General features: G+C 67.4%; 15 protein-coding genes. 5 read left to right on the top strand and 10 right to left on the bottom strand.

The genetic code is table 11. The annotated features are described in order from the left end of the window. Positions 1–24 precede the first annotated feature (24 nt). The 8 genes from L5G32_RS19400 to L5G32_RS13150 form a co-directional block, all read right to left on the bottom strand. The gene (locus L5G32_RS19400; protein WP_237011521.1) at positions 25–783 is read right to left on the bottom strand and encodes a hypothetical protein; all 759 of its coding nucleotides are present in this window, start codon (positions 781–783) and stop codon (positions 25–27) included. A 7-nt stretch (positions 784–790) separates the two neighbouring features. Next, positions 791–1264 (bottom strand): SsrA-binding protein SmpB, encoded by a 474-nt coding sequence (gene smpB / locus L5G32_RS13180; RefSeq protein ID WP_237011520.1) that lies wholly within the window; start codon positions 1262–1264, stop codon positions 791–793. A 78-nt stretch (positions 1265–1342) separates the two neighbouring features. Then, complete coding sequence (ftsX, locus tag L5G32_RS13175; RefSeq protein ID WP_237011519.1) at positions 1343–2248, bottom strand: permease-like cell division protein FtsX; 906 nt, start codon at positions 2246–2248, stop codon at positions 1343–1345. A gap of 35 nt (positions 2249–2283) precedes the next feature. Then, positions 2284–2970, bottom strand: coding sequence for a cell division ATP-binding protein FtsE (gene ftsE / locus L5G32_RS13170; RefSeq protein ID WP_237011518.1), 687 nt, complete (start codon positions 2968–2970; stop codon positions 2284–2286). 28 nt (positions 2971–2998) lie between these two features. Next, on the bottom strand, positions 2999–3415 hold the full coding sequence (locus tag L5G32_RS13165) for an Rv3103c transmembrane domain-containing protein (protein ID WP_237011517.1): 417 nt from the start codon (positions 3413–3415) through the stop codon (positions 2999–3001). Beyond that, positions 3412–4338, bottom strand: coding sequence for a mechanosensitive ion channel family protein (locus tag L5G32_RS13160; RefSeq protein ID WP_237011516.1), 927 nt, complete (start codon positions 4336–4338; stop codon positions 3412–3414). The genes L5G32_RS13165 and L5G32_RS13160 overlap by 4 nt, the downstream gene beginning before the upstream one ends. A 34-nt stretch (positions 4339–4372) precedes the next feature. Then, entirely contained in the window at positions 4373–5485 is a 1113-nt protein-coding gene (gene prfB, locus L5G32_RS13155) for a peptide chain release factor 2 (protein ID WP_237011515.1), read from the bottom strand. A gap of 4 nt (positions 5486–5489) precedes the next feature. Continuing rightward, on the bottom strand, positions 5490–5849 hold the full coding sequence (locus L5G32_RS13150) for a hypothetical protein (protein ID WP_237011514.1): 360 nt from the start codon (positions 5847–5849) through the stop codon (positions 5490–5492). Between the two features lie 74 nt (positions 5850–5923). Between L5G32_RS13150 and hisN the strand changes: the two genes are divergently transcribed. Beyond that, complete coding sequence (hisN, locus tag L5G32_RS13145) at positions 5924–6748, top strand: histidinol-phosphatase (RefSeq protein ID WP_237011513.1); 825 nt, start codon at positions 5924–5926, stop codon at positions 6746–6748. Between the two features lie 123 nt (positions 6749–6871). Here the strand turns inward: hisN and L5G32_RS13140 are convergent, their stop codons facing one another. Further along, complete coding sequence (locus L5G32_RS13140; RefSeq protein ID WP_237011512.1) at positions 6872–7531, bottom strand: MBL fold metallo-hydrolase; 660 nt, start codon at positions 7529–7531, stop codon at positions 6872–6874. Between the two features lie 146 nt (positions 7532–7677). Between L5G32_RS13140 and L5G32_RS13135 the strand changes: the two genes are divergently transcribed. The 4 genes from L5G32_RS13135 to L5G32_RS13120 all read left to right on the top strand — a co-directional run bounded on the left by L5G32_RS13135 (position 7678) and on the right by L5G32_RS13120 (position 13923). Beyond that, positions 7678–9045: an acyl-CoA dehydrogenase family protein gene (locus L5G32_RS13135; RefSeq protein WP_237011511.1), complete on the top strand. Its 1368-nt coding sequence runs from the start codon at positions 7678–7680 to the stop codon at positions 9043–9045. 25 nt (positions 9046–9070) lie between these two features. Further along, a complete protein-coding gene (locus L5G32_RS13130) occupies positions 9071–10297 on the top strand; it encodes an acyl-CoA dehydrogenase family protein (RefSeq protein ID WP_237011510.1) in 1227 nt (408 codons plus the stop codon). Positions 10298–10464: 167 nt separating this feature from the next. Continuing rightward, positions 10465–12141, top strand: a complete 1677-nt coding sequence (locus L5G32_RS13125) for an AMP-binding protein (RefSeq protein WP_237011509.1) — start codon at positions 10465–10467, stop codon at positions 12139–12141. 72 nt (positions 12142–12213) lie between these two features. Further along, a complete protein-coding gene (locus L5G32_RS13120; protein WP_237011508.1) occupies positions 12214–13923 on the top strand; it encodes a lipase family protein in 1710 nt (569 codons plus the stop codon). Positions 13924–13951: 28 nt separating this feature from the next. Here the strand turns inward: L5G32_RS13120 and L5G32_RS13115 are convergent, their stop codons facing one another. Beyond that, positions 13952–15832 (bottom strand): propionyl-CoA synthetase, encoded by a 1881-nt coding sequence (locus L5G32_RS13115; RefSeq protein ID WP_237011507.1) that lies wholly within the window; start codon positions 15830–15832, stop codon positions 13952–13954. Positions 15833–15852 lie beyond the last annotated feature (20 nt).

Below are 15852 nucleotides of genomic sequence, written 5' to 3'. Positions count from 1 at the left end.
ACGCGGCGCACGCGTCTTCCCTGGTCAGCCGATGCGCAAGAGGGCGCTGTCGGTCGACGCGACCGGCACACTGACTGTCCCGCCGGACGCATGCACCCGGCGGCCCGTCCAGACGTCGGTGGCTGCGACGATGTCATCGCCTGCCAGATTCACCTCGGTGAGATCGAACGAGAGGTCTCGCGCCGAGGATGACCCGTTGGTCAACGACACCACCAGTCCTTGCGATCCGATGGCGCGCGAATACCGTTCGTCGTCACCCTGGATCGGCGCGCCCGCGGTCCGCCTGCCGTCTCGACCGATCGCCAGCACGTCCCGGTTGGCGACGGTCGCGACGTGCGCGTCGTCGAGCAGTGCGACCTCGCCGCTGAACACGAGCGGCTGTGCCGCCATCACATGTCGGGTGATGGCCGTGCGCAGGGCGGGAAGCGGAGTGTCGGCACGCATCGCTTCGTCGACGGCCTCGTCGTTGGGCGGGACCACCGAGAGGTTCAGCCCACGCTCGTCGAGGTAGCCGTGCAGTGCCGGATCGTCCAGGGCCGCGGGCTTCGTCGCGGCGTCACACGCGACGTAGAGCGATCGATATCCGGCGTCGGCGACCCCGCGGGCGACGAGGCCGTCGGCCTCTGCCTTGACCCGATCCACAGGTGTCCCGCAACCGTCCCCGACCACCCAACCGAGAACCGCAGCCGGTTCTTCGGCGGACTTCTGATCCGCGGCGCACGCCGAGAGCCCGCACGTGATCACGAGAGCGAGCACCCCGACCCATCGCGCACGCACGGTCACAGCGGCCTCACATGCCTTTCACGCGGCGGCCGACGATGCGTTCGACCTCGCGCTTGGCGGTCCGCTCGGCGATGTCACGACGCTTGTCGTGCGCCTGCTTGCCGCGCGCCAACGCCAGTTCGACCTTCGCGTATCCGTCGGAGAAGTACATCTGCAACGGGACGAGCGTCAGGTTGCCGTCCCGGATCTTGCCGATCAAGACGTCGATCTCGCGACGGTGCATCAACAGTTTGCGTTTGCGGCGCGGCGCGTGATTGGTCCACGTCCCGCTCCCGTACTCGGCGATGTGCACGGCGTTGAGCCACGCTTCGCCGTCGTCGATAGTCGCGAACGCGTCGACGAGCGACGCCTTTCCTTCACGGAGCGCTTTGACCTCGGTCCCCTGCAGGACCATGCCGGCCTCGAACGTCTCGAGGATGGTGTAGTTGTGCCGGGCTTTGCGGTTGGTGGCGATCACCGACTTGCCCTTCTCTTTGGGCACGTTGACGCTCCTCGATTGTTCGGTGAATCCGAGTGCTCTGCGACTCGGAGTCCTGCTACGACGCGATCACGGCTCGCGTCATTCGCGGACGTAGACGCGCAACGTCCCGTACGCGGTGACGCCTGCGAGCACGATGCCCGCCACCAGCAGCCACGGCGAGACGTACCACACGTCGGCGGCCGTGATGCGCGCCAAGATGTTCACACCGTAGAGGTCTTCGAGCGCTTTGTCGAAGAAGAATATCTTGCCGAGGAACAGGCCGCCGATGGCGAGCACCGCGCCGACCACAGCGGCGATCACCGCCTCGAGCAAGAACGGCAGCTGCGTGTACCAGCGGGTGGCGCCGACCAGTCGCATGATCGACACCTCCGTCCGTCTCGTATAGGCCGCGATCTGCACGGTGTTGACGATCAGCAGGATGGCCGCGACGGCCAGCACCGCGGCGACGGCGAACGCTGCGTTGCGCGCGCCGTCGAGCACGCTGAAGATCCGTTTCACCAGTTCGCGCTGGTCGAGGACGCCGTCGACGCCCTGGGCTTTCGAGAACTTGTCGAGGACGGCTCCGAACCGATCCGGATCGTCCATCCGGACACGCAACGCGCCCTGGTACGCCTCTTTGCGGATGAAGTCGGCGAGCTCCGGCGAGTCCTTCTCCCATGACGCCTTCGCCGTCCGGAACGCCTGATCCTGACTGATGAACGTCACCGATCCGACGCCCTGCTCGGCTTCGAGGTCGTTCCGCAATGTGGTGCACGGAGCCTCCAAGCAGTTCGGATCCCGCTCGGTCACCTCGTCGTTGATGAAGAACTGCATCTCGACGCGGTCGAGGAAGATCTTCTGGCTCTTGTCGGCCATCTGAATCACCAACATGCCGCCGCCGAGCATGCCCAGCGTGATCGCGGTCGTCAGGATCATGGCGACCGTCATGGTCAAGTTGCGGCGGAATCCGTTGAGGACTTCGCCGATGATGAAATTCGCGCGCATGTGTGCTCGCCTTTCGTAGTCTGCGAAGTCGCGGGTCAGCCGATGCCGTACACGCCGTACTCGTCGTTGCGGACGAGCTCGCCGTTGTCGAATTCGAGGACCCGACGCCGCATCGCGTCCACGATGTGACGGTCGTGCGTCGCCATCACGACGGTGGTGCCGCGGCGGTTGACCCGGTCGAGGACTTCGACGATGCCGTCACTCGTCTCCGGGTCGAGGTTGCCCGTCGGCTCGTCGGCCAACAGCAGGCTCGGACGGTTGATGATGGCGCGGGCGATGGCCACCCGCTGCATCTCACCGCCTGACAGTTCTTGAGGCATCCGGTCGGCCTTGCCCGCCAACCCGACGTACTCCAGCGTCTCGGGCACCGCTTCGCGGATCGTCGACGCAGGCTTGCCGATCACCTCGAGCGCGAACGCCACATTGTCGGCGACCGTCTTCTGCTGCAGCAGACGGAAGTCCTGGAACACGCAGCCGATCGACTGACGCAGCTTCGGGACGTCGCGGTTGCGGAGCGTGTTCACGTGGAAGTCGCCGACCTGGATCTCGCCGGACGTCGGCTTGTCTTCTTTGAGCAACAACCGGAAGAACGTCGACTTGCCCGAACCCGACGGTCCGATCAGGAACGCGAACTCACCCTTGTCGATCTCAAACGACAGGTCCGACAAAGCGGGCCTGCTCGACTTCGCATATTGCATCGTCACGTTCGACAGCTTGATCACGGTGACCAAGTGTACTGATCGACGCGCCTTACCGGCCTCCGCCGCCCGACGTGTCCGGATCCGAGGACGCATCCCCGGGCTCGGTCGTCAGTTGCGTCTCAAGCGGCGCAGTTCGGCGCGGCTGGACCTGGTCCGATGTCTGCGGACCGCCTTGCTGCGGTTCCTGATCGCCGGTCTCGGGCGGTTCCGTCGCCGTCTCGACGCTCGTACTCGGTGCCTCCGTCGTCGATTCGGTCGTCTCCGGAACTGGCTGCGGAGTCGTCGCCGGCTGTTCGGTGGTCGTCGTGGGGCGCGCCGACTCCTTCGGCGGATAGTGATGGGACGTGAAGTTGTAGGTGCCCAACAGGACGAACCACACCACGACCAGCACGACCGTCGTCGTGCGCACACGGGTGTGATAGATGTGCTTCAACCGTTCGAAACGACTCGGGTTCGGGTCGGTCATTCGACGTCTCCGTCCGGCGCGGTGTCGGCGACGGTCTCGGTGACCGTCTGGTTCTGGATCGTCCGCGCCACCGACACGCCGTGTCGGGCGAGTCCGGCGACGATGGCCGACCGCAATGCCCGCCCGATGTCGAACTGCTGACCGGGCAGTGTCCTGGCCATCATGCGCACCGTCGCCGAGTCGAGTTCGAGCTTCGTGACACCGAGCGGCTGCGGAGCGTCGAGCAAGAGCCGATGCCAGCGCGGATCGTCGTAGAACGACTGCCCGACCTCGCGCAGCGTCGCGTTGACGACGTTGATGTCGGCCTCCATTGGGACCGGGACGTCGACCACTGCGCGCGCCCAGTCCTTCGACAGGTTGGTCGCCTTGATCATCTGCCCGTTGGGCACGGTGATCAGCTCGCCGTCGGAGTTGCGGAGCCGGGTGACGCGCAACGTCACGTCTTCGACGGTGCCTTCGGCCTCCAGACCGCCGGTCACCGCCAGGTTCACCACATCGCCGTAACCGTACTGGTGCTCGGCGATGATGAAGAAACCGGCGAGCACGTCCTGCACGACCCGTTGCGCGCCGAAACCGAGTGCGGCGCCGAGCACTGCGCTGAGGCCGACGAGGCTGGACGTCGGCACCCACAGCGCCATCATCTTGAGCCCGACGATGATTCCGACGATGGCGATCAACGTCCACGCCACCACGTCGACGAGCGCGCGCCGATGCTTGAGATCCTCAGACTGGACGATGTCGTCGCTGCGTTCGAACTGCGCCATCGCGTGCTGGGCGTATCGATTGGCGCCCCACCTGATGAAACGGGCGACGAGGACCGCGCCGACGATCCACACCAGGATCTGGACGAAGTCCACGGCCAACCACCGTTCGATGGACCTCAGCCAGGACGGCAGGCCCAACTCGTCGACGAGGTATGTCATATCGACCTGTTCCCGGTCCGCGTCATGAGATCTCCTAGGAGTCCTCGTCCATACGCCAGCGGATGCCGGCTTCGATGAACTGGTCGATGTCGCCGTCCAGCACATTGCTGGGATTGTTGCTCTCGACGTTGGTCCGCAGATCCTTGACCATCTGGTAGGGATGCAGCACGTACGAGCGCATCTGGTTTCCCCAGCTCGCTCCGGTGTCGCTCTTCAGCGCGTCCATCTGGGCACGTTCCTCCTGGCGTTTGCGTTCGAGGAGCTTGGCCTGCAGAACGCGCATCGCCGCCGCCTTGTTCTGCAGCTGACTCTTCTCGTTCTGACACGTGACGACGATCCCGGTCGGCACGTGCGTCAACCGGACCGCGGAGTCGGTCGTGTTGACGGACTGGCCGCCGGGACCGGACGACCGGTAGACGTCGACGCGCAGATCGTTCTCGTCGATGTCGATGTGGTCGGTGGTCTCCACGACGGGCAGGATCTCGACTTCGGCGAACGACGTCTGGCGTCGGCCCTGGTTGTCGAACGGGCTGATGCGCACCAACCGGTGGGTCCCCTGCTCCACCGACAGGGTGCCGTACATATAGGGCGCCTTGACGGCGAACGTCGCCGACTTGAGACCGGCCTCTTCGGCGTACGACGTGTCGTAGACCTCCACCGAGTGATCGTTCTTCTCGGCCCAGCGGATGTACATGCGCATCAGCATCTGGGCCCAGTCCGCGGCGTCGACGCCGCCCGCACCGGCACGGATGTTGACGACCGCTTCACGGGAGTCGTACTCGCCCGCGAGCATCGTCTTGACTTCCATCGCCTCGATGTCGCGACGGAGTTCGACGCGTTCGGAGTCGGCGTCGGCGACGGCCTCGGTCCCGGCGTCGCCCTCTTCGGACTCGGCGAGCTCGTAGAGCACCGGCAGGTCGTCCAGACGCGAGCGCAGTTCGGTGGCCCGCCGCAGCTCGGACTGGGTGTGCGACAGCTCGCTCGTCACCTTCTGGGCGTGGTCCTGGTCGTTCCACAGATCGGGATCGGAGGCCTGCATCTCCAATTCGTCGATGCGGCGGCGAAGCTCGTCCAGGTCCATCACCTTTTCGACGGTGGTGAGAGTGGCGTCGAGCGATTCGAGGTCGGCAGAGGCTTCAGGATGCACCGAATCAGCCTACCGAGTCTCCGAGGGTGCCGAAACGCCAGGTGGAATCCTCCTTGCCCGGCTTGTAGACCACCGGCTGGTCCAGACCGGGATACGGCTCGACGGATCCCGCGGGAATGACGAGTCGTCCGTAGACCTCGGCGGGCGACGAGTCCGGGCCTGCGATGGTCCCGGTGATGGTGCAGTGTCGCGCGCCGTCCCGGTCGGGGTGGCCGAGCGCTGCACTCGTGACCGTCATCGTCCCTTCCACGTATCCGCGGCTCGCCGTCGCCGCGGCGAATCCCCGACCGCGTCGCGACATGAACAGCGAGATCGCGGTGACGATGATCAGCGCGATGAACAGAGTCGGGATCCAGCTGGACATGGCCGTCATGCTACCTGCGGGCCGCGCGCCGGGACGCCCGGACGGCGACGACGCTGCTGGTAGCGTCGTCAGCCGTGGCAGCACTCCCCGACAGTTCCGTGAACGCAGGTTCCCTGTACGCGGCCGATCTCGCTCTCGCCCTCGAGTTGGCGGACGCCGCCGACGCGCTCACGACGGCCAGGTTCGGCGCACTCGATCTGCAGGTCGACTCGAAGCCGGATCTGACTCCGGTCTCCGACGCCGACCTCGCGTGCGAGCGTCTGGTGCGTGACCGGCTCGCCGCCGACCGGCCGGACGACGCGGTGCTCGGCGAGGAGTTCGGCGGCGACCAGCTCATGCAGGGTCGCCAGTGGGTTCTCGACCCGATCGACGGCACCAAGAACTTCGTGCGCGGCGTTCCCGTGTGGTCGACGCTGATCGCATTGCTGGTCGACGGTGTCCCCGTGGTCGGCGTGGTCAGCGCGCCCGCGTTGAACCGCCGGTGGTGGGCGTCCGCGGGCGACGGGTCCTTCGCGTCGTACGACGGCGCCGAGCCGCACCGTATCCAGGTGTCGGGCGTCGACGAACTCGGTTCCTCGTCGCTCGCCTTCTCGAGCCTGTCCGGGTGGGCCGATCGCGGAATCCGCGACGAGTTCATCACCCTGACCGATCAGGTGTGGCGGGTCCGCGGTTACGGCGACTTCTACAACTACTGCCTTGTCGCCGAGGGCGCGGTGGACGTGGCCGCCGAACCCGAGGTGTCACTGTGGGACCTCGCTCCGCTCGACGTCCTGGTCCGCGAAGCGGGGGGCACGTTCACCGCGCTGGACGGCTCGGCCGGACCCGCGGGTGGCAGCGCCGTCGCGTCCAACGGACTTCTGCACGACGATGTGCTCGCCGCTCTCGGCCACGTCTCCTGAATCGATTGCCGCAACATCAACTACGTCGTCGCACGCTCATTGCGTCTTAGCAGCCTGGGCCCAGGCTGCTAAGACGCATTGATGTTGTGACGAGAGAAGTGATGCTGCGGCGACGCCGTGGACCTACAGCGACGTCGGGACGCCAGACTCCAGGACTCGGAACTCGGTGCCCTCGGGCGCCATCTCGGTGATCCGACTGTTGTGGACGTTGACGCCCGCATCCGACTGCACGCCCTGGTGAATCGGGAACGCGACGCGGGGATTCACCGCGCGAAGGTAGTCGATCGGCTCGCTGAGCTTGAGCCAGGGCGCCGCCGCGGGAAGGGCGAGGACGTCGATCTTCTCGAACGGGATGTAGAGGGCGTCGCCCGGATGGCAGAACGCGCCGACCTGCTCGTCGGTGTCGAGGATGTACGAGATGTTGTCCACGACGGGCAGTTCCGGATGGATGACGGCGTGCCGTCCACCCGTGCCACGGACTGTGAACGCACCGACGCTCAGCCGCTGCCCGGGACCGATCACCGACCACGAGCCCGCGTCACCACGCTCGTTCAGTTGCGCGGCGGTCTGCGGATCGGCGTATCGCACCGCGTCCGGATTCGCCTCGATCAGCGCGGGAAGTCGTGCGGGGTCGGCGTGGTCCGGGTGTTGGTGCGTCACCAGGATCGCGTCCAGTCCGGTCAATTGTTCGAAGCCGGACGAGAACGTCCCCGGATCGAAGAGCACACTGGTGCCCGAGTACTCGACGAGAATGCAGGAATGGAGAAGGTGTGTGATCCGCATACTTCAAGGACACTACTTTCCCGTCGGGCGCGCCAAGTTTCTCCTCGGGGGTGACAAGCTCCTTACTCACGAGTAAGGTCACTTCTTACTACGGAGTAAGGACTTCGCTCCCCCGTTGAGGTCCGCTCGAGACACCTGGTGAGGAAATGACAACGAACACAGCACCCCGCGACGAGTCGTCGGTCGGCGCCGCACCGCACAAGCGCAGCGCTATCGGCACTGCGATGCGCGTACTGACTGCGATCACCGGCTCCGACATCGCCGAGAAGTACGGCTTGCGCGAGCCCATCAACCGGGTGGCCTACGAGGCCACCAAGACCGGCTTCCAGACTCTCGGCGCCGCCAACCGCGCGTTCACCCAGGTGTCCGGCACGGGTAAGCCGAAGCGTCCGGCGACCTCCTCCAAGGGCTACTTCGATCTGAACCCGGACGAAGAGCAGGCGATGATCGCCGAGACGGTCAAGGAGTTCTCCACCGAGATCCTCCGCCCGGCCGCCTACGACGCCGACGCCGCGGCGACCGCACCCGAGGACATCCTCAAGCGGTCGGCCGAGCTCGGCATCACGATGATCAACGTGCCCGAGGAGCTCGACGGGGCGGCGACCGAACGCGGCGTCGTCACCAACGCGCTCGTCGCCGAGGCGATGGCCTACGGCGACATGGGCCTGGCCGTTCCGCTGCTCGCGCCGAGCGGTGTGGCCACCACCATCACCAACTTCGGCAGCGACAGCCAGCAGCGCACCTACCTGCCCGACTACGCGGGCGAGAACGTCCCGACCTCGGCAGTCGTCATCGCCGAGCCGCGGCCGCTGTTCGACGCGTTCGACCTGAAGACCAAGGCCACCCGCGTGGCGAGCGGCTACCGCCTCGACGGCGTCAAGAGCTTCGTCCCCGCGGCGGGCAGCGCCGAGCTGTTCATCGTCGGCGCACAGCTCGACGGCCGTCCGGCTCTGTTCATCGTCGAGTCCGACACCAAGGGCCTGTCCGTCGAGGCCGACCCGGGCATGGGTCTGCGCGCCGCAGGCATGGGTCGACTGATCCTGGAAGGCGTGAGCGTTCCGACCGCCGCGCTGCTCGGCGAGGTCGAGGGCGACGCCGCCGAGAGCGCCTACCGCGACGTGGTCCGCCTGTCGCGTCTGGGCTGGTCGGCACTCGCCGTCGGCACCGCGACCGCGATGCTCGACTACGTGGTCCCCTACGTCAACGAGCGCGAAGCGTTCGGCGAGCCGATCTCCAACCGTCAGGCCGTCGCCTTCATGGTCGCGAACATCGCGACCGAGATCGACGGACTGCGACTGGTGACGCTGCGCGGAGCATCGCGCGCCGAGCAGGGACTGCCGTTCGCCCGCGAAGCGGCACTCTCGCGCAAGCTCACGATCGACAAGGGCCTGCAGATCGGCCTGGACGGTGTGCAGCTCCTCGGCGGCCACGGCTTCACCAAGGAGCACCCGGTTGAGCGCTGGTACCGCGATCTGCGCGGTGCAGGCATCGGCGAAGGCATCGTCGTCCTCTAAGAGGGCAGACGATCAAGGAGCAGACATGGCTATCAATCTGGAACTGCCGAAGAAGCTGGACAACACGATCGACCAGGCGCGTCAGGCCGCCCTGCAGATCTTCCGTCCGATCAGTCGCAAGTACGACCTCGCCGAGCACACCTACCCGGTGGAACTCGACACCCTCGCCAGCCTGTACAGCGGACTCGCTGCGACCGGCCAGGCGGGCGCGGGCGCCGCAGGCGGACGCGGCGACGCCAACAAGGAGCGCCCCGAGGGCTATGTCGCCAACGGCGGCAACATGCAGTCGGTCCTCAACTCGATGTGGGCGTCGTACGGCGACGTCGCGCTGATGCTGTCGATCCCCTACCAGGGGCTGGGCAACGCAGCGATCGCCGCGGTCGCCACCGACGAGCAGTTGGAGATGCTCGGCGGCGGCGACGAGGTGTGGGCGTCGATGGCGATCACCGAGCCGAGCTTCGGCTCCGACTCGGCGGCCGTCACCACGACCGCGATCGCCGATGGCGACGAGTACGTCCTCAACGGCGAGAAGATCTTCGTCACCGCGGGGTCGCGCGCATCGCACATCGTGGTCTGGGCGTCGGTCGACCGCAGCCTCGGCCGCGCCGCGATCAAGAGCTTCGTGGTGCCCCGGGAACACCCCGGCGTGACGATCGTCCGCCTGGAACACAAGCTGGGCATCCGCGCGTCCGACACCGCGGTGATCCGTTTCGAGGACTGCCGCATCCCGAAGGAATACCTTCTCGGTTCACCGGAGGTGGACGTCAAGAAGGGGTTCGGCGGGGTCATGCAGACCTTCGACAACACCCGTCCGATGGTGGCGGCGATGGCCGTCGGCGTCAGCCGGGCCGCGCTCGAAGAACTGCGCAAGCTGTTGGAGGACGCGGGCGTCGAGATCGACTACGACCGTCCGGCCGCCGATCAGTCGGCGGCTGCCGCCGAGTTCATCCGCCTGGAGGCGGACTGGGAGGCGTCGTACCTGTTGACGCTGCGTGCGGCCTGGATGGCCGACAACAAGGAGCCGAACTCGCTCCAGGCGTCGATGTCGAAGGCCAAGGCGGGCCGCACCGGCACCGACGTGACGAACAAGGCCGTCGAACTCGCGTCGACGTACGGCTACTCCGAGCGCACGCTCCTGGAGAAGTGGGCCCGCGATTCGAAGATCCTCGACATCTTCGAAGGCACCCAGCAGATCCAGCAGCTGATCATCGCCCGCCGCGTGCTCGGCAAGAGCAGCGCCGAACTGAAGTGATCTGCGCACTGACCTGACGGTCACGCGCTCACCGGAGACCCCTGCCCGATTCGGGTAGGGGTCTTCTGCTTTCCGCCCCCGCCCGGTAGGAACACATTCTGCGATGTGTTCCATAATGGAACTTACGGTCCATGTCTGGTGTGGCCGACACGAGTCGAGGAGTGCAGATGGGAATCGGTGGTCACCTCCGGATCGGGGCCTTGGTACGAGAGGTCGTCGACAGCACGCTGGTCACCGACGCCGTCGAGGCGGTGCGCGCGGTTCGCGTGCTCGCCGGTTCCGGCATGGTCGACCTGACACGACCGCAGGACATCGCCACCACGCTGCGGGTCAATCGCCTCAACGGCCCCGCAGCCGCCCTCGTGCGCAAAGCGGTGACCGAGCACCCCGACGCGATGGCGATGACCGACGAGCGCGGCTCCCTCAGCTACCGCGAACTGGATCAACGGTCGAACGCCGTCGCCGCGGGATTGCGCGCGATGGGGATCGAATCGGGAGCGTCCGTGGGCATGCTGGCCCGCGATCATCGGGGGCTGGTGACGACCGTGGTCGCCGCGGGCAAGGCAGGCCTTGACCTCGTCATGTTGAACACCGGTTTCGGCGGAGCCCAACTCGTCGACGTCGCGCGCCGTGAAGACGTGAGCGCTCTCCTCTACGACAGCGAGTTCGACGGACTGCTCGCCGGCCTCGACGACGACCTGCCCCGGATCATCACGTGGCTCGACGACGGCGAGACCGCCCCGGCCGGCGCCCGCATGCTCGACGACCTCATTGCGGAGTCGGCGCAAGCCGGTCCTGTTCCCGACCCCACGTCGCCCGCCCGGATCACCGTCTTGACCAGCGGCACCACCGGCCTGCCGAAAGGTGCGCCCCGCGCGAAGGTGTCGCCGTTGGGCAGTGCCATGATTCTGGACCGCCTGCCGATCCCCCGAGCGTCGAGCGCGGTGATCGCGACTCCGATGTTCCACGGCACCGGCTTCGCACTGTGGCTGGTGAGCGCGGCACTCGGGAACAACGTCGTCACGATGCGCCGGTTCGACGCCGAGAAGACCCTGGCGGCGATCGCCGAGAATCGAGCCGAACTGCTCGTCGCCGTGCCGACGATGTTGAGTCGGATGCTCGATCTCGGCGACGACGTGATCGGCCGATACGACCTGTCGTCGCTGACGGGGATCATCGTCGCGGGCTCGTCGCTGACTCCGGAACTGTCCGATCGCGTACAGGACGCGTTCGGCGAGGTCCTCTACAACCTGTACGGCTCCACCGAGGTCTCGGTGGCATCCGTCGCGACGCCTGCCGAACTGCGCCGCGCACCGGGCACCGCCGGGCGAGCTCCCGTCACCGCGCGGATCCGCCTCGTCGACGACGGTGAGGCGGTCACCGAGCCCGGCCGCCGCGGCGAGGTGTTCGTGCGCTGCGCCGCGGCCTTCAAGGGGTACACCGACGGCACAACCAAGTCGATGCGCGACGGCTACATGTCGACCGGCGACGTCGGTCACTTCGACGACGAGGGGCTGCTGTTCATCGACGGCCGCGCCGACGACATGATCGTGTCCGGCGGCGAGAACGTCTACCCGCAGGAGGTCGAGCACCTGCTCGCCGCACACGGCGACGTCGCGGACGTCGCCGTCCTCGGCGTCCCCGACCCCGAATACGGTCAGCGGCTGCGGGCTGTCCTCGTCCTCCATGAGGGGGCGAGCCTCGACGAGGACGGTGTCCGCGCCCATGTGAAGTCTCAGCTGGCGCGCCACAAGGTGCCCCGTGACGTCGTCCTCGTGCCGGACCTCCCCCGCAACCCGACCGGCAAGGTGGTGCGAAAAGCGTTGTTGGAGATGGACGTCTGACTCACAGGGCGCACAGCGTGCGAAACTGGCGAACTTCCGATAGTTGCCCCAGCACGTGACTACCGTTGATCCATGATCCCTCCCAGAGTGCGCGACGCCGCCCTCGGACTCTGTGCAGTCGCCGTCGGCGCCGTGTGCGCGGTGCGCCCGTTCCCGTCGGTGCCCGTGCTCGCACTGGTGATCGCCATCGGTCTCATCGTCGCGGGCGTCGCGGAGGCGACATGTGCGTCGGCAGGCAACCGAGTTTTACCACGGTTGGGTGCCGCGGCACTGATCGTCACCGGCGCGATCCTCCTCGGGTGGCAGGGTCTGTCGATCGTGGCGGTCGCCGTCGTCGCGGGCGTCGGCCTGATCGGGTGGGGTGTGTCCCGGTTGGTCGACGCCGTCCGCGGGACCGACCGGTGGTCCCGGATCAGCGACGCACTGTTGGGCGTGGCGGCGATCGCGACGGCGGTCGCGGCCCTCGCCTGGCCGGGAGTGACCGTCTTCGCCGCCACGTTCGCCGCTGGCATCGCGCTCGTCTGGTTCGGACTCACCCGCCTGTATCGCGCGGTGCGAGGCGACCGTCGCCATCGACGCCGCGTGCACAGCGCAGCGCGCCTCGCGGCCGCAGTCGTCGCCGTCGCGGTCGCGGTCCCGCTCGCTGCAGTGAGCGTCCGCGCCCACCAAGCCGCTCCCACTCCGGACGACTTCTACTCGGCTGCAGTCGATCCCGGCACACCGCCGGGCACGCTGATCCGCTCGGAGCCGTTCACCCGCGACCTCCCTCCCGGCGCACAGGCGTGGCGGATCCTGTACACGACCACCCGCGACGAAGGGCGCGCCGCGACGGCGAGCGCACTCGTCGTCGCACCGGAGGATCCGCCCACCGGGCCGCGCCCGGTGATCGCGTGGGCGCACGGGACGACGGGCGTCGCGCGCGGCTGTGCGCCGTCGTTGCTCGACGAACCGTTCCAGGCAGGTGCGACGCCTGCACTGCCGCAGGTGATCGACAGCGGCAGCGTCCTCGTGGCGACCGACTACATCGGCCTCGGAACGCCTGGCCCGTCCCCGTACGTGATCGGCCAGGGCGAAGCCCGGTCGGTCCTCGACTCCGTCCGGGCCGCCCGCACGATGCGCGGACTGCACTTGGCCGACGAGACCGTCGTCTGGGGACACTCGCAGGGCGGTCACGCCGCCTTGTGGACCGGGATCCTCGCGCCGTCGTACGCACCCGATGTGAACGTGCTCGGCGTGGCCGCTCTGGCCCCCGCCGCCGACCTGGTTGGCCTGGCCACCGACCTCACCACGATGACGGGCGGGCCACTGCTGGCGGCGTACGTCGTCGACGCCTACGCGCGCGGCTACTCCGAGGTGCACCGCGCCGATTACCTCGACGTCCAGGCCAGGCTCCCGATGCGAGCGATGGCCGCGCGCTGTCTGCACGAGCCCGCCGCGACCGTCTCCGTCATCGAAGCCCTGCTGCTGGGCGACGATCCGTATTCGCAGTCGCCCGCGCAGGGGCCGCTCGGCGCACGGCTCGCACAGAACACGCCGTCGGAGAAGCTGTCGATGCCGGTCTTCATCGCGCAGGGCTCCGATGACCCGCTGATCAATCCGCAGGGCCAACAGCGGTTCGCGGCAGCGCAGTGCGCGTCCGGGAGCACGGTGGAGTTCTCGATGTATCCGGGGCTCGACCACTTGAGCATCGTGGCTCCGGACTCCCCCGCCGTCGCCGACCTCCTGTCGTGGACGACGGGGCGCGAGAAGGGCGCAGAGCCGCAGTCGAACTGCATTTCGTGAGTGCTAGTCGACCTGCAATTCGTGAGTGCTAGTGCCCGAGTTGCTCGACCAAGGCTTCGAGCACTGCCGGATCCTCGATGGTCGACGGGACCGTGTACTTCTCACCGTCGACGATCTGCCGCATCGTCTTGCGCAGGATCTTGCCCGATCGCGTCTTCGGCAGTCCGGCGACGACGGTCACGTCGCGGAAGGTCGCGACGGCTCCGATCTCGTCGCGCACTCGTTTGACCAACTCGCTCCGCAGGGTGTCGTCGTCGATGTCGACGCCCGACTTGAGGACCACGTAGCCGCTGGGCCGCTGCCCCTTCAGGTCGTCGTGGATGCCGACCACCGCGCATTCGGCGACCGCCGGATGTGCGGCCACCACTGCTTCGATGGAGCCCGTCGACAGCCGGTGACCCGCGACGTTGATGACGTCGTCCGACCGTCCGAGCACGAACACGTATCCGTCGGAGTCGATGTAGCCGGAGTCGCCGGTCAGGTAGTAGCCGCCGAAGGTGTTGAGATAGGACGCCCGGAACCGCGGCTCGTCGCGCCACAGGCCGGCGAGCGTGCCCGGCGGCATCGGCAGCTTCACGACGATGTTGCCTTCGCTGCCCGCCGCGACCGGTGCACCCGATGCGTCCAAGATCTCGACCCGATAGCCGGGCACCGGGACCGTCGGTGACCCCGCCTTGATCGGCATCGGTTCCAGGCCACGGAGATTCGCCGCGATCGCCCAACCGGTCTCGGTCTGCCACCAATGGTCGACGACGGGGACGCCGAGGGTCTTGGACGCCCAGGCGAAGGTGTCCGGATCAAGGCGCTCGCCCGCGGCGAACAGGGTGCGTAGCGACGAGACGTCGTACTTCGTGAGTTCGGCTGCGTCGGGGTCGGCCTTGCGGACGGCGCGGATCGCGGTCGGCGCGGTGAACAACGCGACCACGCCGTGGTCGGCGATCACCCGCCAGAAGGCGCCTGCATCCGGCGTACCGACCGGCTTGCCCTCGTACATCACGGTGGTGGCTCCGACCAGCAGCGGGCCATAGACGATGTAGCTGTGGCCGACGACCCAGCCGACGTCGGACGCTGTCCACCACGTCTCGCCCGGCGCGATTCCGTAGATGTTCGTCATCGACCACGTCAGCGCCACGGCGTGACCGCCGTTGTCGCGGACGACGCCCTTGGGCTTACCGGTCGTTCCCGACGTGTAGAGGATGTACAGCGGGTCGGTTGCGGCGACTTCGACGGGATCTGCGGGCGTCGCACCCGCGATCTCGGTGTCCCAGTCGAGCCAGCCCGTGTGTTCGTCCGCTGAACCGGGGACCTCGGCGCGGTCCTTCACGATCACCGTTCGGGGCGTGGCCGCCGCCTGCTCGATCGCCGATGCGACGAGCGGCAGATACTCGACGACGCGCCCCGGCTCGAGACCACCGGAAGCGGTGATGACCGCGACTGGCTCGGCGTCGTCGATGCGCGTCGCGAGCTCGGGTGCCGCGAAGCCGCCGAACACCACGGAGTGCACGGCGCCGATACGCGTGCAGGCGAGCATCGCGATCGCGGCCTCGGGAATCATCGGCAGGTAGATCACGACGCGGTCGCCCTTACCGACCCCCTGTGCCGCGAGGACTCCGGCGAAGCGAGCCACCTCGTCCAGCAGTTCCCGGTAGCTGTACTTGCGCACAGTCCCGGTCATGGCCGAGTCCCAGATCAGCGCGTCCTGCTCGCCGCGCCCGGATGCCACATGCCGGTCGAGGGCGTTGACGCTCGTGTTGAGCGACGCGTCCGGGTACCACCGATAGATGGGAGCCGCGGAATCGTCGAGCGCCTTGGTCGGCGCGTCGATCCAGTCGACTCCCCTGGCTGCGTCGAGCCAGAAGCTCTCCGGGTCGTCGGTGCTTCGGGCGAACTCGTGTGCGTAGTCGGACATGGCTCAACGGTATCGGCCAG

The sequence above is a fragment of the Gordonia zhenghanii genome (assembly GCF_021738965.1).
Lineage (GTDB): Bacteria > Actinomycetota > Actinomycetes > Mycobacteriales > Mycobacteriaceae > Gordonia > Gordonia zhenghanii.
This window is presented reverse-complemented; position numbering and strand designations above follow the sequence as displayed.